Annotated in this window: 24 protein-coding genes and 1 pseudogene; 12 read left to right on the top strand and 13 right to left on the bottom strand. The window is 68.5% G+C overall.

Going from position 1 to position 26,795, the window contains the following annotated elements:
• The first annotated feature begins 71 nt into the window (after positions 1 to 71).
• Entirely contained in the window at positions 72 to 1,415 is a 1,344-nt protein-coding gene (locus ACLP9N_RS38240) for a macrolide-binding ATPase MABP-1 (protein ID WP_442412263.1), read from the top strand.
• Between the two features lie 6 nt (positions 1,416 to 1,421).
• Here the strand turns inward: ACLP9N_RS38240 and ACLP9N_RS38245 are convergent, their stop codons facing one another.
• Together ACLP9N_RS38245 and ACLP9N_RS38250 are read right to left on the bottom strand one after the other, a co-directional pair.
• Complete coding sequence (locus tag ACLP9N_RS38245) at positions 1,422 to 1,700, bottom strand: WhiB family transcriptional regulator (protein WP_442412264.1); 279 nt, start codon at positions 1,698 to 1,700, stop codon at positions 1,422 to 1,424.
• 339 nt (positions 1,701 to 2,039) lie between these two features.
• Positions 2,040 to 4,154: pseudogene (locus ACLP9N_RS38250) on the bottom strand (ATP-dependent DNA helicase UvrD2).
• A 117-nt stretch (positions 4,155 to 4,271) separates the two neighbouring features.
• On the opposite strand from ACLP9N_RS38250, the gene mrx1 reads away from it, so the two are divergent.
• A complete protein-coding gene (gene mrx1 / locus ACLP9N_RS38255; RefSeq protein ID WP_442412265.1) occupies positions 4,272 to 4,526 on the top strand; it encodes a mycoredoxin Mrx1 in 255 nt (84 codons plus the stop codon).
• Positions 4,527 to 4,533: 7 nt separating this feature from the next.
• Here mrx1 and nudC read toward each other — a convergent pair whose 3' ends face one another.
• The 4 genes from nudC to ACLP9N_RS38275 are packed head-to-tail and all read right to left on the bottom strand — an operon-like array spanning position 4,534 to position 13,118.
• On the bottom strand, positions 4,534 to 5,457 hold the full coding sequence (gene nudC / locus ACLP9N_RS38260; RefSeq protein WP_442412266.1) for an NAD(+) diphosphatase: 924 nt from the start codon (positions 5,455 to 5,457) through the stop codon (positions 4,534 to 4,536).
• Between the two features lie 57 nt (positions 5,458 to 5,514).
• Complete coding sequence (locus ACLP9N_RS38265) at positions 5,515 to 6,639, bottom strand: potassium channel family protein (RefSeq protein WP_442412267.1); 1,125 nt, start codon at positions 6,637 to 6,639, stop codon at positions 5,515 to 5,517.
• A gap of 51 nt (positions 6,640 to 6,690) precedes the next feature.
• Complete coding sequence (locus ACLP9N_RS38270) at positions 6,691 to 9,987, bottom strand: ATP-dependent helicase (protein WP_442412268.1); 3,297 nt, start codon at positions 9,985 to 9,987, stop codon at positions 6,691 to 6,693.
• Positions 9,984 to 13,118 (bottom strand): ATP-dependent helicase, encoded by a 3,135-nt coding sequence (locus ACLP9N_RS38275; RefSeq protein ID WP_442412269.1) that lies wholly within the window; start codon positions 13,116 to 13,118, stop codon positions 9,984 to 9,986. The genes ACLP9N_RS38270 and ACLP9N_RS38275 overlap by 4 nt, the downstream gene beginning before the upstream one ends.
• Before the next feature lie 67 nt (positions 13,119 to 13,185).
• Here ACLP9N_RS38275 and ACLP9N_RS38280 point away from each other — a divergent pair, with 67 nt between their 5' ends.
• Both ACLP9N_RS38280 and ACLP9N_RS38285 read left to right on the top strand, forming a co-directional pair.
• Positions 13,186 to 13,971 (top strand): alpha/beta fold hydrolase, encoded by a 786-nt coding sequence (locus ACLP9N_RS38280; protein ID WP_442412270.1) that lies wholly within the window; start codon positions 13,186 to 13,188, stop codon positions 13,969 to 13,971.
• 2 nt (positions 13,972 to 13,973) lie between these two features.
• Entirely contained in the window at positions 13,974 to 14,279 is a 306-nt protein-coding gene (locus ACLP9N_RS38285; protein WP_442412271.1) for an MGMT family protein, read from the top strand.
• A gap of 6 nt (positions 14,280 to 14,285) precedes the next feature.
• On the opposite strand, the gene ACLP9N_RS38290 is transcribed toward ACLP9N_RS38285, so the two are convergent.
• From ACLP9N_RS38290 to ACLP9N_RS38300, 3 genes are read right to left on the bottom strand one after another with little or no spacing between them, the layout of a single operon-like run.
• The gene (locus ACLP9N_RS38290) at positions 14,286 to 15,140 is read right to left on the bottom strand and encodes a TIGR02569 family protein (protein WP_442412272.1); all 855 of its coding nucleotides are present in this window, start codon (positions 15,138 to 15,140) and stop codon (positions 14,286 to 14,288) included.
• 37 nt (positions 15,141 to 15,177) lie between these two features.
• A complete protein-coding gene (gene moeZ, locus ACLP9N_RS38295) occupies positions 15,178 to 16,350 on the bottom strand; it encodes an adenylyltransferase/sulfurtransferase MoeZ (protein WP_442412307.1) in 1,173 nt (390 codons plus the stop codon).
• A 24-nt stretch (positions 16,351 to 16,374) separates the two neighbouring features.
• On the bottom strand, positions 16,375 to 17,037 hold the full coding sequence (locus ACLP9N_RS38300; protein WP_442412308.1) for a DUF3152 domain-containing protein: 663 nt from the start codon (positions 17,035 to 17,037) through the stop codon (positions 16,375 to 16,377).
• Between ACLP9N_RS38300 and ACLP9N_RS38305 the strand changes: the two genes are divergently transcribed.
• The gene (locus ACLP9N_RS38305) at positions 16,958 to 17,230 is read left to right on the top strand and encodes a hypothetical protein (protein ID WP_442412273.1); all 273 of its coding nucleotides are present in this window, start codon (positions 16,958 to 16,960) and stop codon (positions 17,228 to 17,230) included. The genes ACLP9N_RS38300 and ACLP9N_RS38305 overlap by 80 nt on opposite strands.
• 404 nt (positions 17,231 to 17,634) lie before the next feature.
• Positions 17,635 to 18,330 (top strand): TetR/AcrR family transcriptional regulator, encoded by a 696-nt coding sequence (locus ACLP9N_RS38310; RefSeq protein ID WP_442412274.1) that lies wholly within the window; start codon positions 17,635 to 17,637, stop codon positions 18,328 to 18,330.
• On the opposite strand, the gene ACLP9N_RS38315 is transcribed toward ACLP9N_RS38310, so the two are convergent.
• Positions 18,317 to 18,589, bottom strand: a complete 273-nt coding sequence (locus ACLP9N_RS38315; RefSeq protein ID WP_442412275.1) for a DUF3107 domain-containing protein — start codon at positions 18,587 to 18,589, stop codon at positions 18,317 to 18,319. The genes ACLP9N_RS38310 and ACLP9N_RS38315 overlap by 14 nt on opposite strands.
• A gap of 177 nt (positions 18,590 to 18,766) precedes the next feature.
• Between ACLP9N_RS38315 and ACLP9N_RS38320 the strand changes: the two genes are divergently transcribed.
• Positions 18,767 to 19,519: an MmpS family transport accessory protein gene (locus ACLP9N_RS38320; protein ID WP_442412309.1), complete on the top strand. Its 753-nt coding sequence runs from the start codon at positions 18,767 to 18,769 to the stop codon at positions 19,517 to 19,519.
• Positions 19,520 to 19,526: 7 nt separating this feature from the next.
• Here ACLP9N_RS38320 and ACLP9N_RS38325 read toward each other — a convergent pair whose 3' ends face one another.
• Positions 19,527 to 20,222 (bottom strand): ferritin-like fold-containing protein, encoded by a 696-nt coding sequence (locus tag ACLP9N_RS38325; protein ID WP_442412276.1) that lies wholly within the window; start codon positions 20,220 to 20,222, stop codon positions 19,527 to 19,529.
• A 256-nt stretch (positions 20,223 to 20,478) separates the two neighbouring features.
• Here ACLP9N_RS38325 and ACLP9N_RS38330 point away from each other — a divergent pair, with 256 nt between their 5' ends.
• Together ACLP9N_RS38330 and ACLP9N_RS38335 are read left to right on the top strand one after the other, a co-directional pair.
• Positions 20,479 to 22,014, top strand: a complete 1,536-nt coding sequence (locus tag ACLP9N_RS38330; RefSeq protein WP_442412277.1) for a DEAD/DEAH box helicase — start codon at positions 20,479 to 20,481, stop codon at positions 22,012 to 22,014.
• Between the two features lie 14 nt (positions 22,015 to 22,028).
• Positions 22,029 to 23,255 carry an Rv3212 family protein gene (locus ACLP9N_RS38335; RefSeq protein WP_442412278.1) on the top strand — a complete coding sequence of 409 codons (1,227 nt, stop codon included), beginning with the start codon at positions 22,029 to 22,031 and terminating at the stop codon, positions 23,253 to 23,255.
• 12 nt (positions 23,256 to 23,267) lie between these two features.
• Here the strand turns inward: ACLP9N_RS38335 and ACLP9N_RS38340 are convergent, their stop codons facing one another.
• Complete coding sequence (locus ACLP9N_RS38340) at positions 23,268 to 24,068, bottom strand: ParA family protein (RefSeq protein WP_442412279.1); 801 nt, start codon at positions 24,066 to 24,068, stop codon at positions 23,268 to 23,270.
• 125 nt (positions 24,069 to 24,193) lie between these two features.
• Here ACLP9N_RS38340 and ACLP9N_RS38345 point away from each other — a divergent pair, with 125 nt between their 5' ends.
• The 3 genes from ACLP9N_RS38345 to ACLP9N_RS38355 are packed head-to-tail and all read left to right on the top strand — an operon-like array spanning position 24,194 to position 26,360.
• Positions 24,194 to 24,784, top strand: coding sequence for an acid phosphatase (locus ACLP9N_RS38345; RefSeq protein WP_442412280.1), 591 nt, complete (start codon positions 24,194 to 24,196; stop codon positions 24,782 to 24,784).
• Positions 24,781 to 25,881 carry an isochorismate synthase gene (locus ACLP9N_RS38350; RefSeq protein WP_442412281.1) on the top strand — a complete coding sequence of 367 codons (1,101 nt, stop codon included), beginning with the start codon at positions 24,781 to 24,783 and terminating at the stop codon, positions 25,879 to 25,881. Before ACLP9N_RS38345 ends, ACLP9N_RS38350 begins: the two co-directional genes overlap by 4 nt.
• Positions 25,878 to 26,360, top strand: a complete 483-nt coding sequence (locus ACLP9N_RS38355; protein ID WP_442412282.1) for a GNAT family N-acetyltransferase — start codon at positions 25,878 to 25,880, stop codon at positions 26,358 to 26,360. The genes ACLP9N_RS38350 and ACLP9N_RS38355 overlap by 4 nt, the downstream gene beginning before the upstream one ends.
• On the opposite strand, the gene ACLP9N_RS38360 is transcribed toward ACLP9N_RS38355, so the two are convergent.
• On the bottom strand, positions 26,312 to 26,743 hold the full coding sequence (locus tag ACLP9N_RS38360; RefSeq protein ID WP_442412283.1) for a hypothetical protein: 432 nt from the start codon (positions 26,741 to 26,743) through the stop codon (positions 26,312 to 26,314). The genes ACLP9N_RS38355 and ACLP9N_RS38360 overlap by 49 nt on opposite strands.
• Between the last annotated feature and the right edge of the window lie 52 nt (positions 26,744 to 26,795).

Genomic DNA, 26,795 nt, shown 5'->3' on the forward strand with positions numbered 1-26,795 from the left:
CCCGGACACGCCGAGCGTCCGGGGCTTTTGCGACTGCTCGCCGAATTAGCGGACACCGCGCACCGGCCGTCATGGATGATAGGTATGTGTCAGACATCAAACGTGGCCGCGCCGCGCGCAACGCGAAGCTGGCCAGCATCCCGGTCGGCTTTGCCGGCCGGGCAGCGCTCGGAGTCGGCAAACGGCTGGCCGGCAGGTCGAAGGACGAGGTCCAGGCCGAGCTGCTGGAGAAGGCCGCCAATCAGTTGTTCACTGTCTTGGGCGACCTCAAGGGCGGGGCGATGAAGGTCGGCCAGGCGTTGTCGGTGATGGAGGCCGCCATTCCCGAGCAGTTCGGCGAGCCCTACCGCGAAGCCCTGACCAAGCTGCAGAAAGACGCTCCACCGCTGCCCGCGGCTAAGGTGCACCGAGTGCTCGACGCGCAGCTGGGCACGAAATGGCGGACCCGGTTCAGTTCGTTCGACGACACCCCGGTGGCCTCGGCCAGCATCGGTCAGGTGCACAAGGCGGTGTGGTCCGATGGCCGTGACGTGGCCGTCAAGATCCAATACCCAGGTGCCGACGAGGCGTTGCGGGCCGACCTGAAGACCATGCACCGCATGGTCGGGATGTTCAAACAGCTCGCCCCGGGTGCCGACATCCAGGGCGTGGTCGACGAGCTCATCGAGCGCACCGAGATGGAACTCGACTACCGGCTGGAGGCCGACAACCAGCGCGCTTTCGCCAAGGCATATCAGGGCCACCCGCACTTCGCGGTGCCACACATTGTGGCCAGCGCGCCGAAGGTGGTGATCCAGGAGTGGATCCAGGGCACGCCGATGGCGGAAATCATCCGCAACGGAGCCACCGAACAGCGCGACCTGATCGGCGTGCGCCTGCTGGAGCTCACCTTCGACGCACCGCGCCGGCTGGGGATGATGCACGGCGACGCCCACCCCGGAAACTTCATGCTGCTGCCCGACGGCCGTATGGGCGTCATCGACTTCGGCGCCGTGGCGCCACTGCCCGATGGCCTCCCTATAGAGCTTGGGATGGGCATTCGATTGGCCCGCGACAAGAACTACGACCTGCTGATGCCGACGATGGAGAAGGCCGGGTTCATCCAGCGAGGACAACAGGTATCGGTGCGCGAGATCGACGAGATGCTGCGCCAATACGTCGAACCCGTCGAGGTCGAGGTGTTCCACTACACCCGCAAGTGGCTGCAGAGAATGACCGCGGTTCAGATAGACCGATCGGTGGCGCAGATCAAGATGGCACGGCAAATGGACCTGCCTGCCAAGCTCGCAATTCCGATGCGGGTGGTCGCATCGGTGTCCGCCATCCTCTGCCAGCTGGATGCGCACGTACCCATCAAGCGGTTGATGGAGGAGCTAGTGCCCGGCTTTGCCGAGCCCGATATCGCCGTCGTCTGACGCCGCCTAAGCGGCGACGTCTTCTTTCTGGTCTTTGCGTGGACGTCCGCGCGGGCGTTTGCGGCTCACGATCGAACCGCGGTCGAAAATCTCACCGCCCCACACACCCCACGGCTCGGCGCGCTCCAGCGCCGCCGCCAGGCACTGCCGCCGGACCGGGCAGCTCGCGCAGAGCGTCTTGGCGCGCTCCAGACCGTCCGGGGTTTCGGCGAACCACAGGTCGGGATCGCCGAGGTGACATGGCAACTCGGGCAGCGACTGTCTGGGGACTGTCAGTGCCGACATGTCCTCACCTGCTTCCTGGTCTGGTGGCTGTCTCTTCGGTGATCCGGACCAGGTCGGGAGGTGTTCCCAAAAACTATGGCCACGGATCCTGGTGACTTCGGGTCCGTGGCCATCTGATGGGTGTCGGGTTAGTTAGTTACAGATAACCCCGATCCACGGACGCGTCAGTCGCGGCGGCGGCATGGGCGACATGGGCGGCAGCCACTGCTACACCGAACGCGTTGCGGTTAATCATGTGGCCACCCTCCTCTCAAGCACCAGCCAGTAAGAACGCGGTTTCGAGAGTAAATGGTAGCAGCCTCCGGTGACAAACGATTTTCTGACCTGCACGTTTATCACTCAGGCGCGGGCGCGGACCAACCCCAGCACGTCGGGGCCGTACTGCTCGAGCTTGCGGGCGCCGATGCCCGGGATCGCGATCAGGGCCGCGTCGTCGTCGGGCAGCATTTCGGCGATCGCGATCAGTGTGTTGTCGCTGAAGACGATGTATGCCGGCACGTTCTGTTCTTTCGCGACGTTGGTTCGCCAGTCCTTGAGCTGCAGCAGCAATTCTTCGTCGACGTCACCGGCACATGTTTCACACCGCCGCAGCATCACGGCCGCCGGCGTGGTGAGGTTGTTGTTGCAGATCCGGCAGCGGGTCACCGCGCCCCGGTTGCGGCGGGACTTGCTCTGCGCCGGACCTTGACGCGTCTGTGGCGCGATGCCGTTGAGGAACCGCGACGGCTTGCGGCTCTGCCGCCCGCCGGGGCTGCGCGCCAACGCCCAGCTGAGCGCCAAATGCACTCGGGCCCTGGTGATTCCGACGTAGAGCAGTCGACGCTCTTCCTCGACGGGTTCGCTCTCGGCGCCGTGCGCCAACGCGTGCGAGATGGGCAGCGTGCCGTCGGCCAACCCGACCAGGAACACGGCATCCCACTCGAGTCCCTTGGCGGCGTGCAGCGACGCCAGCGTGACGCCCTGCACCACCGGGGGGTGCCGTGAGTCGGCCCGCGTCCGCAGCTCGGCCAGCAGCCCGGGAAGTTCGAGCTGCGGACGCTGCGCCACTTCGTCGTCGACCAGCTGGGCCAGGGCCGTCAGCGCCCCCCAGCGCTCCCGCGCACGCGTGCCGACGGGTTCCTCGGCCGTCAGCCCCAGCGGTTCCAGGACGGCGCGGACGACGTCGGGCAATGGCCCTTCTAGGGGCCCGCCGCCCCCGCGCTCGGCCGCACGATGCAGCGCCAGCAGCGCCTGCTTGATCTCCTGACGGTTGAAAAACCCCTCGCCGCCGCGCACCTGGTAGGCGATGCCCGCCTCAGTCAGTGCCTCCTCATAGACCTCGGACTGGGCATTGACCCGGTAGAGCACCGCGATCTCGGACGGCGGGATGCCGGATTCAATGAGCCGGGCGATCGACGCCGCGACCGCGGTGGCCTCGGCGGACTCGTCGGGATGCTCGTGGAAGGACGGGGCCGGACCGGGTTCACGCTGGCCGGTCAGCTGCAGCTTGCTGCCCGCGACCCGGCCCCGGGCCGCGGCGATCACCTGGTTGGCCAGCGACACCACCTGCGGAGTGGACCGGTAGTCGCGCTCCAGGCGCACCACCGTGGCATCCGGAAAGCGCCGCGAGAAATCGAGCAGGAAGCGCGGTGAGGCCCCGGTGAAGGAGTAGATGGTCTGGTTGGGGTCGCCGACGACGGTCAGGTCGTCTCGATCACCCAACCAGGCCGAGAGCACCCGCTGCTGCAACGGTGTCACGTCCTGGTACTCGTCGACGACGAAGCAGCGGTAGCGGTCGCGGAACTCCTCGGCCACGGCGGCGTCATTCTCGATCGCGGCCGCGGTGTGCAGCAACACCTCGTCGACGTCACGCAGCGTGATCGATTCGTCGCGGACCTACAGGGCCTCGTACGCGGAGTCGACAGCCGCGACTTTTTCGGCGTCCAGCGGAATGTCGCGGCCGGCCGCGGCCACCGCGGCCGGGTACTCCTCGGGGCCGATCAGCGATGCCTTGGCCCACTCGATCTCGCCGGCCAGGTCGCGCACGTCGTCGGTGCTGGTGTTCAGCCTGGTGCGGCTGGCCGCGCGGGCCACGACGGCGAACTTGGTGTCCAGCAGCTGCCAGCCGGTGTCGCCGATGACCCGCGGCCAGAAGTACCGCAGCTGGCGGTGTGCAGCGGCGTGAAAGGTCAGCGCCTGCACTGAGCCGACACCGGAGCCGGCCCCTCCGGCGGCTTCGAGCGCTCGCAACCGCGAGCGCATCTCCCCCGCCGCACGCTGGGTGAATGTCACCGCCAGTACTTGTCCCGGGGCGACGTGACCGCTCGCGGCGAGCTGGGCGATGCGCTGAGTGATCGTGCGGGTCTTGCCTGTTCCGGCTCCCGCGAGCACACAGACCGGTCCGCGCGCAGCCAGGACCGCCTCGCGCTGCTCGTCGTCCAGTCCGGCGGTCAATGGGTCTGCGACCATCGGCATGGGCTCCATCTTGGCAGCGATGGCCGACAAACGTGGTGCAGCGCCACGCGGCGAATCGAATCGCCGAGCGTGTCTCGCTGTGCGGAATGCATCGCCACCCGGCTACGTTAACGGGCTATGACCAATGCTCCGCTCACCATTTACACAACATCGTGGTGTGGCTATTGCCATCGGCTCAAGACGGTGCTCAAGGCGAACGGAATCTCTTACGACGAGGTCGACATCGAACAGGACGGCGCGGCCGCCGAATTCGTCGGCTCGGTTAACGGCGGCAATAAGACGGTGCCGACGGTGAAGTTCGCTGACGGGTCGACGCTGACCAACCCGAGCGAGAATGAGGTCAAGGCAAAGCTGGCCGAGGTGGCCGGCTAGCAGCGCTTCAGTCGCTGGCAGCCCAGGATTCGATGATCACCCGGGCGATCGAAATCGACCCGGGCAGTAGCAGTTTCGACGCCGAGGCGCTGGACCAATCGCCGGCGTCAAGCGCTTCGCGTACCTCATCGCGGGTGAACCACGCCGCCTCGGCGATCTCGCCGTCGTTGAACGAGAACTCCTCGTCCGGGTCACCCAGGGCGTGGAAGCCGACCATCAGCGAGCGCGGGAAGGGCCAGGGCTGGCTGCCCAGGTAACGCACATCGCGCACGGTCAGGCCGATCTCCTCGCGGATCTCGCGGACCACGCAGACCTCGAACGACTCGCCGGCCTCGACGAACCCGGCCAGCAGCGAGAACATCCGCTCGGGCCACACTGCCTGGCGGGCCAGCACCGCGCGGTCACCGCCGTCATGGACCAGGCAGATCACCGCGGGGTCGATACGTGGGAACTCCTCGTGACCGGTGAGCGGGTTGACGCGTGACCAGCCCGCCCTGGACGGTTTGGTCGCCGAGCCGTCGGTTGCGCTGAATCGTGCGCTGTCATGCCAATTCAGTAGCGCGATGGCCGACGACACCAGTTGGCTGCTGGTGTCGTCGAAGATCGGGCCGAGGCTGCGCAGGTTCACCACCTCGGCTTGCACGTCGAGATCCTCGGGCGCTTCCAGCACGCCCCGGATACCCCAGACATGGCGGCCGCCCTCGATGCGGCCCAGGAACACCGCGTCCGGCGGCGGCTTTGCGCCCAGCGCGACCGTCGAGCCGAGCACCACCCTGCCGTTGGCGACGAGCACCTGGTTGCGGGAATCTACGCGCAACAGGGCCGCATCAGCCCATCCCGCGATGGCTGCGTCGACATCGGTGCGCACTTGATCGGCCCGATCGGCGCCGACGCGCGACAGCAACGGAACACTTCGCAGCTGAAGGTCCACGCTAGTCCCCTCCGTGGCGACCCGCTGCGCCCGGCTGCGCCGCGCTTGCGATCGCCACTAGTGTCCCGTGGCGACCCGCTGCGCCCGGCTGCGCCGCGCTTGCGATCGCCACTGGTGTCCCGCGTGCCGGATGTAGAGCAGTCGGTCGGTGGCTTCGATGGCGTCCACCTCGGGCGCACCGATGCGCAACAGGTGGCCGTCGCGCACCACACCGAGCACGATGTCGCGCAAATGCCGTGGGGATCCGCCAATCTCGGTCTCCTCCACCTCGCGTTCGGCAATAGCCAGCCCGGCGTGCGGAGTCAGCAGATCCTCGATCATCTCCATGACACTGGGCGTGGTGGTGGCAAGGCCGAGCAGCCGACCAGCGGTCTCCGAGGAGACCAACACCGAGTCCGCGCCCGATTGCTGCAGGAGGTGTTGGTTCTCGGCCTCGCGGATCGACGCCACGATCTTGGCCTTGGGCGCAAGCTCGCGGGCCGTCAGCGTCACCAATACCGCGGTGTCGTCGCGGTTGGTAGCGACGATGATCGAGGACGCGTGCTGAGCGCCGGCCAACCGCAGCACATCGGATTTGGTGGCGTCGCCTTGCACGGTCACCAGGCCGGCGGTCGCGGCGTGTTCGAGCGCGGTGCGATCGGTGTCGACGACGACGATCTCGCCCTGCGCGTCCTCGTCTCCGAGCCTGGCGCCGACCGCCGTTTTGCCCTTGGTGCCATAACCGATCACGATGGTGTGGTTGCGCACTCTGCTCCTCCAACGCTGAATCTTCCATGCCTGCCGGGACCGCTCGGACAGGACCTCGAGCGTCGTGCCGACCAATACGGCCAGGAATGCGATCCGCAGCGGCGTAAAGACCAGGGTGTTGACCAAACGCGCGACTTCGGTATACGGGGTAATGTCGCCGTAACCGGTCGTCGACAGCGACACCGCCGCGAAGTAAAGGCAGTCCAGGAAGGTGATCCCGTCGCCGCGCACGTCGCGGTAGCCGGTTCGGTCCAGGTAGACGACGAAGGTCGCGGCGAACAACACCGCCAACGCGATGACCACTCGGCGGGTGATCACGCGCACCGGGCTGGCGTGTTCTTCGGGGATGCGCAGAACACCGACCAAGAGGTGACCGGGTCGGGTGGTCAGCGTTTGATCGAGACCGCTCAGCCGCCGCAACCTACCGCTGCGCACGGCAGCCCATCATCGCCTCAACCCAGCGCACGACACCTATGTAACCACGATCTACCGGTGGCCACCGGCAGAGACAGCGAGCAGTGCGGTCAGCTCGGCGGGATCGGGCAGGTCGTCCGGAACGACGGCGATTCCGGTGCGCACGTAGTAGAAGGCGGCGCGCACCGAGGATTCCGGGCATCCGGACAACGCGGCCCACGCCAGGCGGTAGACAGCGAGCTGGACGGCGGCCTGCCGCAGGGCTTCCGGCCCATGCGGCGGCTCACCGGTCTTCCAGTCCACGACGGTCGCACCGCCGTCGGGGTCGGCGAACACAGCGTCGATGCGACCGCGCAGCACGGTGTCGGCGATGGGCATTTCGAACGGCACCTCGACCGCGATGGGTGTGCGGGCTGCCCACTGCGATCCGGCGAAGGCCGTCTGCAGCGCGGCCAATTCCTCGGTGTCGCCGACGTCGGAGTCCGCCGCGCCCGGCAGGTCGCCGAGGTCAAACAGCCGCTCGGCACCGTAGAACCGCTGGACCCAGGCGTGAAAAGCGTTGCCCAGCAACGCATGCGGGTCAGGTCGAGTCGGCAGACGATGCATCAGCCGCTGCGCCGCCCCCGCCGGGTCACGGGCCAGGTCCACCAGCGCGCTGACCGACAACTGGCTGGGCAGGGTGTCGACAGACGGTCGTGCGGCGCGTGCACGTTCGGCCAGCAGCGCCTCGACATCGGCGACCCAGCCGGCGACGTCGGCGTCTGAGTCGGCTGGGACAGCCGACTTGGCCAACGCAGCCTGAGCCACCAGCGCCGCCCCGCGTTCGACGTCGCCGCGGCGCCCTGCCAGCGGATCGGCGGGCCACATCGCTTCGACGACACCGTCGCGCAGCGGGTTTCGCTCACCGTCGGCGGGCGCATCCGCCCAATGTTCCACCACCCCGCAGGGGTCGCCGGCCGCGGCCGAAAGGTCGATCACGTCCTTGAGTTCGCATAGGAAATCCGACGGGCCGCGCGGTTTGATCCCGGTGCAGCCCCAGTGATGGCCGGATACCAGCAGGGCGTCCTCGGCCCGCGTGATGCCCACGTACAACAGTCGGCGCTCCTCGTCGACGCGCCGCTGGTCGAGCTGACGACGATGCGCAGAGATCTTGTCCGACAGCTGCTTTCGATTGGTGACGTCCGAGGTGTCCAGTACCGGTATGCCGAGTGCGCCCGCGCAGGCGCGGTCGCCGCGTAGCAGCGGCGGCAGTTCGGCGGCGTCGATGAGCCAGTTGCTCCGCGACGCCGTCGACGGGAATACCCCGCCGGACAGGTGTGCCACCGCCACCACCTGCCACTCCAAACCTTTAGCGGCGTGCACGGTGAGCACCTGGACCCGGTCCCTGGCGACCGCCAACTGTGCGGGCGCCAAACCGTTCTCCACCAACTCGGCCGCGTCCAGGTAGGACAGCAGGCCGGCGACCGACGGTGTGGACGTAGCGGTTGCGCGTTCGGCGTAGCCGGCGACCACATCGGCGAACGCGTCGAGGTGCTCGGCTCCCGACCAGCCCACGGAGGCCACCGATGCGGCCCGGACTTCGCAGTCGACGCCCAGCACGCGCCGCACCTCGGCGACCAGATCGGGCAAGGAATGACCGAGATGGCCTCGCAGCGCATGCAATTCGCCGGCCAGCGCGCAGATGCGCTGATATCCCGTAGCCGAATACGAGCCGGCCGGGCCGGGATCGCTGATCGCGTCGGCCAGACACGCGCTGTCCGTGTCGGGACCGGCTGCCATGGCGATCGACTCGGGTGTGGGCGCCTCGCCTGGCTGACCCCCACCCAGTGCGACCGCGCGGTGCCACAGCGCGGCGATATCCCGAGCACCGAGCCGCCACCGTGGACCGGTCAGCACCCGCATCGCGGCCGCGCCGGCCGTGGGGTCGGCGACCAGCCGCAGCATGGCCACCACGTCGGCGACCTCGGGGACTGAGAGCAAGCCGTCCAGGCCGACGACCTCGACGGGAATTCCGCGGGCGCGCAAGGCATCCGCAATGGGTGCTGCGTCGGCGTTGCGGCGGACCAGTACCGCGGCGGTCGGCGGGCTGACGCCGTCGGCCTGGGCTTGCTGGTAATGCGCGTGCAGGTGGTCGGCTATCCACTCGCGTTCGGCGCGCACGTCGGGAAGCAACGCACAACGGACGGTGCCCGGCGGGGCGTCCGGGCGCGAGCGCAGCGCTTGCACCGCAACCGACCGTCGTCGCGCCTCCGCCGAAATGGCATTGGCGACATGCAGGGCTCGCGGCGGGTTGCGCCAGCTGGTCCGCAGCTCGAGGATCGGCGCGGGGGTGCCGTCGGATCGCGGGAAGTCGGTACAAAAGCGCGGCAGGTTGGTCGCCGAGGCGCCGCGCCAGCCGTAGATCGACTGGATCGGGTCGCCGACGGCCGTCAACGCCAGCCCGTCGTCACGGCCACCCCCGAACAGCGCCGACAGCGCGACACGCTGGGCGTGCCCGGTGTCTTGGTATTCATCGAGCAGCACCACCCGATAGCGGTTTCTCAGGTCCTGACCGACCTGCGGGAACGCCGCTGCCAGCCGTGCGGCGGACGCCATTTGCGCGCCGAAGTCCATCACTTTCGCGACGCGCATACGCTCGGCCAGCGCGTCGAGCAGCGGCACCAGCTCCGCGCGCTCTGTCTGGGTGGCCAGCAACCGCAGCAGCCACTGGCTGGGGCCGCGGTCGCGCTGGTAGGGACCCGCCGGCAGGTCATGAATCAGCCGCTCCAGCTCCACATGGGTATCGCGGAGCTGCCCGGTGTCCACCAAGTGCTCGGCGAGCTGACCCCACAACCGCAGCACCATCGACGTCACCGTGGCCGGCGTCTTGCCGGTGTGCAGCTCGCCGCCATAGCCATTGACGACATCGAAGGCCAGCTGCCACAGCTCGGTCTCACTGAGCAACCGGGCGTCGGGTTCGACGGGCAGCAACAGGCCGTAGTCACGCAGCAGCGAGCCGGCGAAGGCGTGGTAGGTGCTGACCACCGGGGTGTCCGCCGCTTCGGCGGGTGCCGGGCCGGCCGGGCTGGTCGCGCCCAACCCGACGCCGGCCAGCCGCGCCAGCCGGGACCGCACACGGCGCAGCAGCTGACCCGCGGCCTTGCGGGTGAACGTCAACCCCAGCACCTGGCCGGGTTCGGCGTAGCCGTTGGCGACGAGCCAAACCACCCGCGCGGCCATCGTTTCGGTTTTGCCGGCGCCCGCCCCCGCGATGACGACCAGCGGGCCCGGTGGCGCGGCGATGACCGCGACCTGCTCGGCGGTGGGCGGCAAAAGGCCTAGCGCGCAAGTTAATTCAGTGGGGCTGTAAAGCTCTCCAGATCCGGTCACAGCGCTGACCCTTCGGCGTGGGCCGGACACGACGGCCGGATCGGGCAGTGCGCGCACCCGTCGTTGCGTCGGGCGACGAACCGCGGCCCGGCTGTCGCGTCGGCGGCCTGTCGGATTAGGTTGCGCCACTCTTCGAGGGCGGTGGGTGTCAACGGATCCTGTTCGCGTTCAACGACTCCCGACGCTCCGGTCTTGGCGGGGTAGATCAGACGCGCGCCGCCGGGCTCCACACCGGCGGGCAACATGCCTTCCACCACCGCCAGCTGATACATCGCCAGCTGGGCGTGTTGTTGGGCGTCGTCCTTGCTGACGGGCGTCTTGCCGGTTTTGACGTCAACGGTCACCAGGCGGCCGGCCGCGTCGCATTCCAGCCGGTCGACGCGGCCGCGCAGCCGAACCTCTCCGCCGTCCTCGCGCCGCACCCCGAGCACCCCGTCAACGGCGACCTCGACGCCGACCTCGGTCAGTTCACGCCGGCTCTGGGTTCGCCACTCGACGAAAGCCTGGACCATGGCGCGGTACCGGGCCAGCTCGTTGGCCGAATGCCACTGCGCGTCGAAAGGCAGATGCTCCCACGCCCGCTCCAGCTCGGCCAGCAGCTGCGATTCGGTTTTGCCTGGTTGCGCGATCAGCGCATGCAGCACCGAGCCGATCGTCGACCGCAGATCACGGGCGTTGGTTCCGCCGTGCCGTTCGGCCAGCCAACGCAGCGGGCAGTCGGTGAGCGCCTGCAGCGTCGACGGCGTCAACGTGACGACATCCGCTGCGCCGCAAAGCGAATCGTGGGTGCTGACCGGCGTGAGCCCGTGCCAGCCGGCCGGGTCGGCGCCCGGCACACCGGCGTGCGCCAATCGGGCCAGTTGGGTCGCCGCACACGCGCGAGCGGCGTCGTCCACGGCACCGTCGGGCGCGCACACCACACCGCGCAACCGGCCTACCAGCGCCGCCGCTGAAAGCACCCGGGGCGCGCTAATCGGCGTCAGTGATTGGGGGTCGTCGGCACCGGTGTCAAAGCCAGCGAGCTCGAAGAAGCACGGCGACGGCAGCGCGGCCTCCTCACCCGCCCCGCCGGTGTCACTGTCTACCGCGGTCACCAGCAGTCGGCGCCGGGCCCGGCCCATCGCCGCCACCAGCAGCCGGCGTTCCTCGGCCAGCAGGGGCGCCCGCACCGAGGCGTCCTCGCTGACCCCGTCGAGCACGTCGAGCAGCCGCTGGGTGCCCAGCACGCCTCCGCGCGGAATCGTGTTGGGCCACAACCCGTCCTGCAGGCCGGCGATGACAACCAGGTCCCATTCGTGCCCCAGCGCCGCGTGCGCGCTGAGCACCCTGACCTGCTGCTCGCCCTCAGCGGGCTCGGCGGTGACGCCGGGCAGCTGCAGCGCCGCAATGTGCTCGACGAGTCCGCGCAACGACGCACCGGGCGTACGAGACACGTACTGGTCGGTGACGTCGAACAACGCGGTCACCGCGCCGAGATCCCTGGTGGCCTGGGCACCGCCCGGGCCGCCGCGCTCGCTGGCCGCCAGCCAGCGGCGCTGCAGACCGGACCGCTGCCAAGCCGCCCACAGGGTGTAGCGCGGATCTTGGCCGTCACGATCGCAGCGGGCGGCCGCGTCCAGCACCGCGCGCACCCGCCGCAGCGCCCGGGACTGCGCGCCGGATAGCGGGACGTCGCCGGACAGCGCGTCGACCAAGAGGTCACCGAAACTGCCCGGCGCCCCAACGGGCTTGGCGCGCTGAAGTGTTCGGCGCAGCTGGCGCAGCGAGACGGGGTCGACACGACCGATGGGCCCGGTCAGCAATGCCAGTGCGCATGCACCGTCGAGCCCGTGGGCGGTCGCGGCCAGGACTGTGAGCAGCGCGCGCGCCGCGGGTTCTTCGGAAAGCGGGCCCCCGAACGCGGGTGGGGCCACCGGAACTCCGGCCGCGGCCAAAGCACGCGGCAACCGCGAGCCAGCCCGTGCCACCGAGCGGACGATCACCGCCATCTGCGACCACGGCACCCCGTCAATCAGGTGGGCACGCCGCAACGCGTCGGCGATCATCGCCGCCTCGGTGTGCGCCGAGGCGGCCACGCGCACCGTGACCGATCCATCGGCGGTCCCGGTGCCCTCGATGTGCCTGCCGCCGCTGCCGCCGGGCAATCGGCGCGCAACGCCGCTGACCGCGCGCGCGACGGCCGGGGCGCAGCGATGCGACACCGTCAAGGTGACCGAGGGACCGTCTTCGGTAAGCAGCCCGGCGGGCTCGCCACCGCGGAAGCCGAACACCGCCTGGTTGGGGTCACCGGCAACGAGGGCCAGTTCGGTGCCGGCGGCCAGCACCCGAATCAGGTTGGCTGCCTGAGGGTCGAATTGCTGGGCGTCGTCGATCAATAACACGCGGACCCTGGCGCGTTCGGCCGCCAGCAACTCGGGATCGACCGCGAAAGCCTCCAACGCGGCGCCGACCAGCTCGGAGGCACCCAACGCCGGCGCCGTCGCCTGCGGCGCCGCCATTCCGACCGCTGCCCGCAGCAGCAGCACTTGCTCGTACTGCCGCGCGAATTGGCCGGCGGCCGTCCACTCCGGGCGCCGGCGCCGCCGGCCCAGCCGCTCCAGCTCCGTCGGATCCACACCGCGTTCGGAGCAGCGCGCCAACAGGTTGCGCAGCTCGGTGGCAAACCCGGCAGTGCTCAGGGCTGGCCGTAGATGCTCCGGCCAGGTGGTGGCGGCGTCCGGTCCGTCTTCCAGGTCTCCGGCCAGCAGTTCGCGGATGATGGCGTCCTGTTCGGCGCTGGTGACCAACCGCGGCGGGGCATCGCCGGCGCGCTCGGCGGCCCGCCGCAGGACCGCGTAGGCGTAGCTGTGCACGGTGCGGACCAACGGCTCGCGGACCGCGGCGCGGCACGAACCCGTGGCCCGTGAACGCAACAGCGCCGTCGTCAACGCGGTACGCGCCCGCATCCCGAGCCGGCCCGAACCGGTAAGCAGCAAAACCGATTCCGGATCAAAACCGGCGGCGATGCGGCTGACCGCGGCGTCGACCAGCAGGCTGCTCTTACCAGTCCCCGGGCCGCCCAGGACACGCACCCGGCCGCGTGTGCCGGGCTGCAGTACGGCACCCGCCTCGGCTCCCCAGCTGAATGTCATATCGGCATGACACCACGAGGGTCCGACAAGTCGATGCGGCCAGCGCGCGGCCTGGCATCATCGACGCGTGACCGCCAAACTTCACGTGCATCGCTACGGTCCGTCCGGCCCGGTGCGGATGCTGGCCATCCACGGGCTGACCGGATACGGGGGACGCTGGCAATATCTGGCCGCCGACTTGCCCGAAATCTCCATCGCCGCACCCGATCTGCTCGGCCACGGCAGCTCATCGTGGGCGGCGCCATGGACCCTCGACGCCAACGTTTCGGCATTTGCCCAGCTGCTCGACGACGAAGCCGACGCGCCGGTGCTGGTGGTCGGGCACTCATTCGGTGGCGCCATCGCGTTGCAGCTGGCCGCGGTTCGCCCCGATCAGGTGGCCGCGCTGCAGCTGCTCGACCCGGCGATCGGCCTGGACGGTGCGTGGATGGGCCAGATCGCCGAGGCGATGTTCCGGTTCCCCGACTACACGGATGCCGCCGAAGCGCGCACGGAAAAGATGACGGGCTCCTGGTCCGACGTGGACCCCGCGTTGCTCGACGCCGAGCTCGAAGAGCACCTGGTGCAGCTGCCCAACAGACGGTACGGCTGGCGGGTCAGCATGCCGGCGATGATGTCGTATTGGAGCGAGCTGGCCCGCGACATCGTGTTACCGCAAGCGGGAACGACGACGACGCTGGTGCGGGCGAAGTGGACGTCGCCGCCGTATGTCACCGATCAGCTGATCGATGCCCTGCGGCAACGATTGGGAGCCGATTTTCAACTGCTGGATTTCGAGTGCAACCACATGGTGCCCAATGCCAAACCCAGCGAAGTCGCCGCGCTGATCCGCGAGCATTTCCAGAAGCGCTGAACATGGCGCCGGTGACGGACGAGCAGGTCGAGCGGATACGGTCGCTGGTCGCGGCCATCCCACCGGGCAGGGTCGCCACCTACGGCGATATCGCCGCTGTCGCAGGACTTTCCAGCCCACGCATCGTCGGATGGATCATGCGGACCGACTCCTCGGACCTACCCTGGCACCGGGTCATCACCGCGTCCGGGCGCCCGGCGCGGCATCTGGTCACACGACAGCTCGAGCTGCTGCGCGCCGAAGGAATTTTCAGCGCCGACGGCAGGATCGCACTGGCCGAAGTTCGCCACGAGTTCCCTTCCGGCTGAACGGGTTCAGAGCACCAACCGGACCAGGGCCGCGGTGCGGGCCAGACCCGGAAACGCCTCGGCGGTGGACCGCGGGTGCAACGCATGAACCGCTAGACGAAACATCAACGCGCGCAACAACATCTGCGGCCACTCCGGCAAAGCGGTCCACCGCTCGATGAGTCCGTCGTCGGCTTCACCCCAGGACAACGCATCGACGACGACCACGCCCGCCGCCCATGACGGGGGCCGCCAGTAGGGCGTGATGTCGGTGATCCCCGGCGCGGCAGTACCCACGAAAAGCACTGTGCCGTAGAGGTCTCCGTGTACCAGCTGGTTGGGGCTCCTGGTCGGTTTGCGCAGCGTTGCCAGCTGGTTGATCAGATCGATCGACCGCTCGCCGTCGGCGGTCAGTGGCGCTGTCCGCGCCCCCGGCGGCACCGACTGCAGCGGCCGCTCCTCCCAGGCGGCACGGTCGGCGGCGATGAAGATGTCGACGTCCGCCCAGGGCGCCGTGGGTCCCTGGGTCAGGAATCGGGGGCGTTCCAGTTTGCCGGTGGCCTCATGCAGTCGCACCGCCGCCGAGACGACTTCGTCGTGCCTGGGCTCCGGGGTGCCGGCGACGAATGTGTCCGCCCGCCATCCGGAAACCACGTAGCGCCCGTCGGTCGAGCGAACCGGCCGGGCCAGGCGAACGCCGTCGACGAACAACGTCTCCCGCACCCGGGCCGACCAGGCCGCTCGAGCGTGGTCGGCCACGATCGACAACACGACCTCGCCGCATCGCCAGCCACCCTCCCAGCCGGCACCCAAAAGAACGGGTTTCACGCCGGTCAAGCCGAACGCCGACAGCGCATGCTCGGGCGGTGGCTTCACTGTCACACTGGGTAGCGTAATAGAGCCTGGTAGGGGCATTGCGTTAGTACATCACCATGTCGGGCTGCATTTGTTTGGCCCAGGCCACAATGCCGCCCTGCAAATGGACCGCGTCGGCGAAACCGGCCTTCTTCACCGCGGCCAGCGCCTCCGCGGAGCGCACCCCCGTCTTGCAGTACAGCACCGGCATCCGGTCCCGCGGCAGCTGTGCCAGACCCTCACCCGAGTTGATCAAAGACTGCGGGATCAGCTGGGCGCCGTCGATATGGACGATGTCCCACTCCGCCGGCTCGCGAACGTCGATCAGGGCCAACTTCTTGCCCGAATCCAGTAACTCCCGCAATTCCTGCGGGGTGATCGCCGCGCCCTCGGCCGCATCCACCGGCGCGGCTCCGACTCCGCAAAGCTCGTCGTAGTCGACCAGTTCGGTGATCTTCGGTGACGACGGGTCCTTGCGGATCGTGATCGTGCGGTAGGTCATCTGCAGCGCGTCGTAGATCAGCAGCCGGCCCAGCAGCGATTCGCCGATCCCGGTGATCAGCTTGATCGCCTCGGTGCCCATCACCGACGCGATGGAAGCACAGACGATGCCCAGCACGCCGCCTTCAGCGCAGGACGGCACCACGCCGGGCGGCGGCGGTTCGGGGTACAGGTCGCGGTAGTTCAGGCCGCGCCCGTCGGGAGCGTCTTCCCAGAACACCGAGACCTGGCCCTCGAAGCGGTAGATCGACCCCCACACGTAGGGTTTGCCGGCCAGCGCCGCGGCGTCGTTGACCAGGTAACGGGTGGCGAAGTTATCGGTGCCGTCGATGATCAGGTCGTACTGGTTGAACAGGTCGACGGCGTTGCCGGCGTCCAGCCGGAACTCATGCAATCGAACCTGGACCTCAGGGTTGATCGCGCCGAGGGAGTCGCGCGCCGACTGGGCCTTGGGCCGCCCGACGTCGGCCACGCCATGGATGATCTGACGCTGCAGGTTCGACTCGTCGACGACGTCGAAATCGACGATGCCGATCGTGCCGACGCCGGCCGCGGCGAGGTAGAGCAACGTCGGCGCCCCGAGCCCGCCCGCACCGATCACCAGCACACGCGCGTTTTTGAGCCGCTTCTGCCCGTCGACACCCAGGTCGGGAATCGTGAGGTGGCGGCTGTAGCGGGCCACCTCGTCGCTGCTCAGTTCGGCTGCGGGCTCCACGAGTGGGGACAGCGATGGCAGGGATGTCAAGGCACAAACACCGCGCTAAGCGATTGGGTACGGCCAGGGATTGAATCGGCAGGCCTTGCCGTCCGGCTTGACGAATTCGGGGTCGAACTTGGCGCCGTCGTCATTGGATGTGGAAAAGGTCTGCTGCATCATGACTGGGGCCAGCGCACCCTGCTTGTCGCACGGCTCGTGGCGCACATATCCGATGGCGTGGCCGACCTCGTGGTTGATCACATACTGGCGGTACGAACCGATATCGCCCTCGAACGGGACCGCTCCACGCACCCAGCGCGCCTCGTTGATGAAAACCCGCGCTTGCCGGTCCGCCCCGTACACCGGGTTATAGCAGGACGTCTCCAGCCGGAATTCGTAGCCACAACCTTCACGGACGGTCACCGGAGACACCAGCGAGATCCGGAAGTCGGGTTTTCCCTTGTCGCTTCCGTCGATCCGGGTGAAGGCGAATTGCGGGTTGTGCGTCCAGCCTTTCGGATTGGCCAGCGTCTGGTCCACCATCTGGGCGAAGGCGTTGTCGCCGCCGAACATTGTGGGGTCCAGACCATCCTCGATCTCGACGGTGTACCTGAACACCTTGGCCGTGCCCTGCCCGATCTGCGGCGTGGCGCCCGGGACGACATGCCAGGTCTTGCTGCCCGCCTCGGTGAAGGGGCCGCCGTCCGGCAGCGTCCCGGCCGGCAGGTTGTCGTCGAAGGCGGCGAGCCCCCGAGGTGGCGCGTCGAGGATCGACGTGCCCACCACACCGATGGCCGGCGGGCCCTGGATGGCCTCGCTCGCGGCCGGCTTCACCGTGCTCGTCCCGGTCACCGTCTGGTACATCACCACCACGGTCAGCGCCACTAGGACAGGCAGCGCATACGCGCGCCAGCCATAGGTGGACACGAACCGCCCCAGCCATGTCTGTTTTCGCCATTGGCGCTGCCGGTCACGGTCAGCGCGCGCCCGTCCGGCGCTCGCGGCGAGCGGATCACGCTGGGCCCGCAGCGGTTCTCGCCACTCGTCGTGTAGCACCGGCACTCGACCGGTGCTACGCACAGGCCGCGGGGACGTCACTTTTCCAGGATGGCACAGCTGGCAGCGACTGGGACTGCTGGCGCGCCCGAAGGGACCGCCAGACTCCTTCTGCCAGCATCGACAGCGCCGTTGCAGGTCCATTGAACGTCCGTGGAGTCCCAGGAGTCCCAAAGTAGCCCCAGGTAGTAATGTCTTTCCGGCGAGCCGCGTGGGAGCTGGGCGGCAACACCGAATGTAATTGGGGACAGATCAGATGAGGACTCGATGAGCGAACTCGCCAAGGCAGCCGAACGTCGCGCCGACACTACGGCCGACCGCGGTGGGCAGCCGGAGGGCTCAGACCGTCTTGGGGCCTCGAATCGGCGGGGCAACCGGTTGCCCCGCGACGAGCGTCGGGGCCAGTTGCTCATCGTTGCCAGCGACGTCTTCGTCGACCACGGCTACCACGCGGCCGGGATGGACGAGATCGCCGATCGCGCGGGAGTCAGCAAACCCGTTCTGTACCAACATTTTTCGAGCAAACTAGAACTATATCTGGCGGTGCTGCGCCGCCACGTGGACAACCTCGTCTCGGGCGTACAGCAGGCGCTGAGCACCACCACCGATAACCGGCAGCGGTTGCACGCCGCGGTCCAGGCGTTCTTCGACTTCATCGAACACGACAGCCAGGGCTACCGGCTGATCTTCGAGAACGACTACATCAGCGAACCGGAGGTCTCCGCGCAGGTGAAGGTGGCCACCGAATCGTGCATCGACGCGGTGTTCGCCCTCATCGCCGCGGACTCCGGGCTGGAACCGCACCGCGCCCGGATGATCGCGGTAAGCCTGGTGTCCATGAGCGTCGACTCCGCCAGGTACTGGCTGGACGCCGACCGCCCGATTTCCAAGTCGGACGCGGTCGCGGGCACCGTGCAGTTCGCCTGGGGCGGACTGTCACACGTGCCGCTTACCCGCTCGTAGCGGCCTTCCCGGCGTGGCGGCCCCTGGACTCCGCCCCGATTCCGAACCCGACGCGGCGTGCGTCGGCGGCCCCGATCTCGACGTAGGCGATCTTGGCGGCGTGAATCAGAAAGCGACGGCCCCGCTCGTCGGTCAGGCCCAGGAGGCCCGAGCCCTCCCGCACCGCGACATCGACGGCCTCTTCAACCTCTTCGGGAGTCTGCGTACTGGAGAAGACCAGCTCGCGCGGACTGTCCGTGATTCCGATCTTTACCTCCACGGTGACCCCTTCCGATTGGCGTTGAAGTCGCAGGCCTGTCAGCAGCAGGCTAGTGGACGCCCCTGGTGCGCTCTGATGCAGATGCGCCCACCGGCCCGAAACGGACCTATCCGGGAGATAACGATTAGCTCCCAGCTCGGCTAACGTGGCGCACGCCGGCCACTCCTCGACATTCACATCAGTAACGTTGGCACCATCAGACACACACTGGACGATCTCGCGGGCGAAGTTCACGACTACCCCGACGACGAGATTTACGACACAGACGGAGCCGACTACCTCTCCGGTGAGGACGGCTATGACGATCTGGCGTGGCCAACCGACCGACGCTGGCGCCCGGTCGTCGCGGTTGCCGGCGCAGTGGTCGCGACCTGCGCCATCGCCACCGCGGTCATCCTCAACAGCGGTGACAGCGCAACGACCAAGGCCACGGTAGGGGCGCCGACCCCGACTCCGCGGACGCTGATGACGCAGCCCTCCACGCAGCCGTCCGCGCCGCGCGCCACCGCCCCGCCCAACGCGTCACCCACACTTCAACTGCCGCCCGAGACGATCACCACCCTGACACCGGCACCGAGCGTCGGCCCGACGAGAACCCCGACCGCCGCGCCGCGTCCCGGGCTCCCGCCGCAAGCCCTGCCACCCCAGGCCACGCTGAATCCGCGCGCCGTCCTCTACAGCGTGACCGGGACGAAGCAACTCCTCGACCTGGTGAACATTGTCTACACCGACGCCCAGGGCTACCCGCACACCGAACTCAACGTGGCCCTGCCGTGGACGAAGGTGGTCGTCCTCAACCCCGGCGTCCAGACCCAGTCGGTCATCGCCACCAGCATCTACAGCCGGCTCAATTGCTCGATCGTCGACGCCGCGGGGCAACCGGTCGTGGTGTCGACCAACAACTCGATGATCGCGACCTGCACGCGCTAGCCGCGTCTCAGCTCAGGCCGAGTTCGCTCATCCGCTGGTCGTGCGTGTGCTGTAAACGGTCGAAAAACGCACCGACATTGCTCAGGCCGTCGGTGCCGGACACCACCAGGTCGACCAGCTCATCGTGATCGGCCAGCAGGTACTGGGCCTGCGTGATCGTTTCGCCGAACAACCGGCGCGCCCACAGCGCCAGCCGGCTGCGCTGCTTGCTGCTGGCGGTCACCGCGGTCCGCACCTCGGCGACGACGAATTGGGAATGCCCGGTCTCCGACAACGCCGCCCTAATCACCTCGACACATTCGTCGGGCAGCCCGCCGGCGATCTCGAGGTACAACTCGGAGGCCAGGGCATCGGCGACGTAGGTCTTCACCAGGGCTTCCAGCCAGGTGCTCGGCGTCGTCAGCCGGTGGTAGTTCTCCAGCGCCGACACGTATTTCGACATCGCGGCCACCGCGTCGACACCGCGGGTTTCCAGGGCGTCCCGCAACACCTCGTAGTGCCCCATCTCGGCGGCGGCAATGCCGGCCATGGAAATGCGTCCGCGCAGGTTCGGGGCCATCCTCGCCTCGTCGGTCAGCCGGTAGAACGCGGCTATCTCGGCGTAGGCCAGCAACGCGAACAGCTCGTTGACGGCCGGATGATCCGCCGGCAGGCGTGGCGCTGGGGAATCGGCCACCTGGTCCGCGGATGAGGACGAGGGCATGGCAACACTCTAGTCGGCGGGCTCGCAGGAAACAGGAGCCTACAGACGTCCATTAGCTATCATGCTTGTAGGTAGTGGCTGTATTTGTACCGTCAGTACCGGCGAAATGTGCGTGCACAGCTGGCCCGCTCGGACTGGGCCGGCGACTCGGCTGACCTAGTCGGAGTATTGGGAGTCGGACTCGTGCGCGCGTGAACCGCGACAGAGAAACACGACACAACACCGATAACGTCACCGAAAGGCGCACTACTCACGCATGACTGCACTCACAAGCACAACTGAACTGACCCCCCAACTAACATTTGCCAATCTCGGAGTCCGCGACGAAATAGTCCGCGCACTGGGCGAGCAGGGCATCGAACGACCATTTGCCATTCAGGAACTCACCCTGCCGCTGGCGCTCGCCGGCGACGACGTGATCGGCCAGGCCCGCACCGGCATGGGCAAGACCTTCGCATTCGGTGTTCCCCTCCTGCAGCGCATCACGGACGGCACCGGAACCAGGGCGCTGACCGGCGCACCCCGGGCCTTGGTGGTGGTGCCCACCCGGGAGCTGTGCCTGCAGGTGACCGACGACCTGGCCACCGCGGCCAAATACCTGACCGCCGAAGGCGGCCGCAAGCTGTCGGTGATCTCCATCTACGGCGGACGGGCCTACGAGCCGCAGATCGAGGCGCTGCGCTCCGGCGCCGACGTCGTCGTGGGCACCCCGGGCCGGCTGCTCGACCTGTGCCAGCAGGGCCACCTGCAGCTGGGCGGGCTCTCGGTGCTGGTACTCGACGAGGCCGACGAGATGCTCGACCTGGGCTTTTTGCCCGACATCGAGCGCATTTTGCGTCAAATCCCCGCCGACCGGCAATCGATGCTGTTCTCGGCGACCATGCCGGACCCGATCATCACGCTGGCCCGCACGTTCATGGACCAGCCCACCCATATTCGGGCCGAGGCCCCGCACTCGTTGGCGGTGCACGACACCACCGAGCAGTTTGTCTACCGCGCCCATGCGCTGGACAAGGTGGAGCTGGTCAGCCGGATACTGCAGGCCCGTGACCGCGGTGCGACCATGGTCTTCACCCGCACCAAGCGCACCGCGCAGAAGGTGGCCGACGAGCTGGCCGAGCGTGGATTCAAGGTTGGCGCGGTGCACGGTGATCTCGGGCAGATAGCTCGCGAGAAGGCGCTCAAGGCGTTTCGCGCCGGCGACGTCGACGTGCTGGTCGCCACCGACGTCGCCGCGCGCGGCATCGACATCGACGACATCACCCACGTCATCAACTATCAGTGCCCCGAGGACGAAAAGATGTACGTCCACCGCATCGGGCGCACGGGCCGCGCCGGCCGCACCGGCATCGCGGTCACCCTGGTGGACTGGGACGAGCTGCCCCGCTGGACGATGATCGATAAGGCCCTGGGCCTGGGCTCCCCCGATCCGGCCGAGACCTACTCCAGCTCGCCGCACCTGTACACCGAGCTTTCCATCCCCACCGAGACCGGCGGCGCGGTCGCCTCGCCGCGCAAGTCCCCGGTCAAACGGCGCGACACCGAGCGTGACGGGCGTGACAGCCAGCGGCCGGAAAAGTCGCGGCAGCGCAGCACCACAAAGCGGCGGCGTACCCGCGGCGGCCAGCCAGTCACCGGACACCCCGCCAACCCGGCCACCAACGGCGAAGGCGTTGCCGGCGGGGCAGCCGCCCAGGAGACGCCGCCCGCCTCCCCCGCCACACCGACTGGGAGCGCCCGGCGGCGCCGTCGCCGCCGCAAGCCGGCGAACGCCACCGCGCCCGCCAACTGAGCGCGCGCTGCCGCATGGTCAGACCCGAACGCCGGACCAAGGGTGACATTGCGGCGGCGGTGACCATCGGCGTGGTTGTGGCGACGGTGGCAGCACTGATCTGGTGGACCAGCGATGCCCGGGCCACCGTCAGCCGCCTTGCCGCCGTTCCGGCACCCAATCCGACTCCGGCCCGGGAAGTTCCGGCCTCCCTCAAAGAGCTGTGGACGGCCGCCAGCCCTGCGACCACCGCACCCGTGCTGGTGGGCGGGACGATTGCCACCGGCGACGGGCGCCGAGTGGACGGGCGCGACCCGGCCACCGGCGAGTCGCGCTGGAGCTACGCGCGTGACACCGACCTGTGTGGGGTGTCGTGGGTCTACCACTACGCCGTCGCCGTCTACCGAGACGACCGTGGTTGCGGCCAGGTCAGCACCGTCGATGGGTCCACCGGTGCCCGCGGGCCCGCTCGCAGCGGCTACGCCGATCAGCACGTGCGGCTGTCCTCCGATGGCACGACCGTGTTGTCGGTGGGTGCCACTCGGCTGGAACTGTGGCGCTCGGACATGGTCAGGATGCTGGTCTACGGCGAGACCGACGCCCGCGTGAAGCCGTCGAACCGCGGCCTGCACTCCGGATGCACGCTGGAGTCCGCGGCGGCCAGCTCGTCGGCGGTGTCGGTGCTGGAAGCCTGCGCGAACCAGGCCGCCGATCAAGCCCAAGTGCGGCTCGTGCTGCTGCGCCCTGGCAAGGATGACGACGAACCCCAACAGCATTTGGTGGCCGAACCCGGCATCCGGGCGGGTTCGGGTGCGCGGGTGGTGGCGGTCTCGGCGACCAACACCGCGGTATACCTGCCGTCACCGCAACCGAGGGTCGAGGTGATCGACGAGACCGGCACCACGGTGGCGAGCACCTTGCTGCCCAAGCCGCCGTCGGGCTCGGCGGTGGCGACCCAGACGGGCAGCGTGGTGACCTGGTGGACCGGCGACGCCCTGGTCGTGTTCGACTCGACCAACTTGACTAAGCGCTACGTCATCGCCGCGGGCGAGACGACTGCGCCGTTGGGGCCGGGCGTGGTGATGGCGGGGCAGCTGCTCGTGCCGGTCACCGACGGAATCGGCGTCTACGACCCGCTCAGCGGCGCGAGCAACCGCTACATTCCGGTGCACCGGCCACCCGGCAAGTCAGCCGTGATCCCGGCTGTTTCCGGTTCCCGGGTGTTCGAGCAGCGCGGCGACACGGTCGTCGCCCTGGGCTGACGGACGCGCTGGTTAAAGCTCCACATTGAACGTGGGCAGCGGCTTGCCGGTCTTCCAGTGCTTCAGCAGCGCCTGCGCCAGCTCGCGATAGGCCGCCGCGCCCTTGTTCTTGCGCCCGGCCATGACCGACGAGCCCGACGCGCTGGCCTCGGCGAAGCGCACCGTGCGCGGGATGGGTGGGGCGAGCACCGGCATGTCGTAGCGGTCGGCGACGTCGAGGAGCACGTCGCGGGTGTGGGTGGTCCGGGAGTCGTACAGCGTCGGCAATGCGCCCAGCAGCCGCAGATTCGGGTTGGTGATCTGCTGGACGTCGGCGACCGTCCGCAGGAACTGCCCGACACCGCGGTGAGCCAGCGTCTCGCACTGCAGCGGCACGATGACCTCGTCGGCGGCGGTGAGCCCGTTGAGGGTGAGCACGCCCAGCGAGGGCGGGCAGTCGATGATGACCACGTCGAACTGGTTGTCGAGCTTGGCCAGCGCACGTTTGAGCGCATACTCGCGGCCCGCCCGCATGAGCAGCATCGCCTCGGCGCCGGCCAGGTCAATGTTGGCCGGCAGCAACGTCATTCCCTCCGCCGTCGTGACCAGCGTGGCGTTGGGCTCGACCTCCCCGAGCAGCACTTCGTGCACCGACACCGGTAGTTTGTCGGGATCTTGGCCAAGCGAGAAGGTCAAGCAACCCTGCGGGTCCAGATCGACAAGCAGGACTCGCCGTCCCTTGTCCACCATCGCCGCACCCAAGGAGGCGACCGTCGTCGTTTTGGCCACGCCGCCCTTCTGGTTGGCCACCGCCAGTACCCGGGTCTCACTCACAAGCGCTGCCCCTCCTCATCGTCGCCAGCGCGGTCACAGTGCCCATCCTGGCATGTTTTCCGGCGAGTGCTTCGGACAGTGGCTGCGGCATCGCTTCGGCATGTCGTCGGGCAGAATCTGTCGGCATGGGCCTGCACAACCACCGGCTGCTGCTGCTGCGCCACGGCGAGACCGAGTGGTCGAAATCGGGCCAGCACACCGGCCGTGCCGAGATCGAGCTCACCGATGTCGGCCGGGCACAAGCCATGCTGGCCGGGCGGGTCCTCGGTGAACTCAAACTCGCCGACCCGTGGGTGGTTAGCAGCCCACGGAAACGAACCCTCGACACGGCCCGGTTGGCCGACATCACCGTCGACGAGGTTTCCCCGCTGCTGGCTGAGTGGGATTACGGGTCCTACGAGGGCCTGACGACCGCGGAGATCCGCGAGTCCATTCCCGATTGGCTGGTATGGACACACGGATGCCCCGGCGGTGAAAGCGTTGCGCAGGTCAGCGATCGCGCCGATGCGGCCGTCACCATGGCGCTGGAGCACATGGAGTCGCGCGACGTGGTGTTCATCAGCCACGGCCATTTCTCCCGTGCGGTGATCACGCGCTGGCTCGAGCTGTCGCTCGTCGAGGGCCGCCGCTTCGGCATGCTCACCGCATCGATCGCGGTCTGCGGGTTCGAGCACGGGTTGCGACAGCTCGGCGCACTCGGGTTGACTATTCCGTGACCTCCGCCGAACCGCCATTCGCGTTGTGCGGGCCCAACGGGACTCTGGTTGCCGACGGGGTGCAAACGCGCTACAGCGACGTGCGGGCGGCGCAGGCGGCGCTGCGCTCCGGAAAGGCACCAATAGTGTTGGGCGCGTTGCCTTTCGACGTCAACGGACCCGCCGCATTGCTGGTGCCCAACGCTGTGCGGCGCACCGATGCGTTGCCGAAGTGGCCGACGGGCCCGTCGCCGGCGGTCCGCATCGCCGCCGCCATCCCGCCACCCGCGGAATACCGTGCCCGAATCGGCCGCGCGCGGGATCAGCTCGCCGCTCCGGGTAGCGCGTTGCGCAAGGTGGTGTTGGCCCGCGCATTACGGCTGACCGCCGATGCTCCGCTGGATGCCCGCGCCGTCCTGCGCCGGCTGGTGGATGCCGACCCGACCGTGTACGGGTATCTCGTCGACCTCACCGCCGCCGGCGACGCCTACGCAGGCGCGGCCCTGGTGGGCGCCAGTCCGGAACTGCTGGTCGCGCGCTTCGGCGATCGCGTCGTGTGCCAGCCGTTCGCCGGTTCGGCCCCGCGCGCCGCCGACCCCGACGTCGACGCAGCCAACGGCGCCGCGCTGGCCGCTTCAGCCAAGGACCGTCATGAGCACCGACTCGTCATCGACACGATGCGGGCGGCCTTGGAGCCAGTGTGCGACGACCTGACCATCGCACCCGAGCCGCAATTGAGCCGCACCGCGGCCGTGTGGCACCTGTGCACGCCGATCAGCGGCCGGCTACGCGATACCTCAACCACGGCAATCGATCTCGCGTTGGCCCTACATCCCACCCCGGCGGTCGGCGGGGTGCCGACAGAGGCGGCCGCCAAGTTCATCGCCGAGCTGGAAGGCGATCGCGGTTTCTACGCCGGAGCAGCGGGCTGGTGCGACGCCGACGGCGACGGCCACTGGGTGGTGTCCATCCGCTGTGCGCAGCTGTCGGCCGACCGCCGCACCGCGCTCGCCCACGCTGGCGGCGGCATTGTCGCCGAATCCGATCCCGATGACGAAGTCGACGAAACCACAACGAAATTCGCCACGATACTGCGCGCGCTGGGAGTTGAGCAGTGACCGAAAAGATACGCCGCGCCATACCGGAGGACTCCGCCGACATTACGGCCATGATTCACGGGCTGGCCGAATTCGAGCGCGCCCCCGATCACTGCACCGTCACCGAAAGTCAAATTTCCACAGCGCTTTTCGGTAGTTCTCCAACGGTTCAGGCACACGTCGCCGAGGTTAACGGCGAGCTCGCCGCGATGGCTCTGTGGTTTCTCAACTTCTCCACCTGGGATGGTGTCGCGGGCATCTTCTTAGAGGACCTGTTCGTATGGCCGAGGTTTCGCCGCCGCGGCCTGGCCCGTGGCCTGCTGGCGGCGCTGGCGGCCGAATGCCGCGACAACGGCTACACCCGGTTGTCATGGGCGGTGCTGAACTGGAACTGGAATGCCATCGCGCTGTACGACGGGATCGGCGCGCAGCCGCAGCGCAAGTGGACCACCTATCGGCTGTCCGGCCCAGAGCTGGCGGAGCTGGCCGGACCGCGCTGATCGCCGCCGGCGGCCCAGCGCACGGCCGCGGGACTGAACAGCAATAGCAATACGGTCAGCGCCACCATCCCCAGCGGGATCCCGAAGGCCGGCCGATGCGAACCCACCGCGAGGTACCACGCCACGGGCAGCAGGAGCAACTGGGTGAACACGCCCAGCCCGCGGCCCCAGCGCTTGCCGGCGACGAGGGCATATCCGGCGGCGAGCACTCCCCCGCCGACCACGGCGAACCAGACCGCGGTGCCCAACCCGTTGACCACGCGCTGGTCGGCCCCGGCCAGCCCCCGGACCACCAGCACCGCGGCCACCACCAGCGCGGCCACACCCTGTATCGCAACGATGAGTCCCGCTCCACGCACAGGGGTTGGGGCGCGTGGGGTCACAGCGTCAGCGTAGCTACGTCTCACGACTACATGTGGCTCTCACAGGGCCGGC

The sequence above is a fragment of the Mycobacterium sp. genome (genome assembly GCF_052144515.1).
GTDB lineage: Bacteria > Actinomycetota > Actinomycetes > Mycobacteriales > Mycobacteriaceae > Mycobacterium.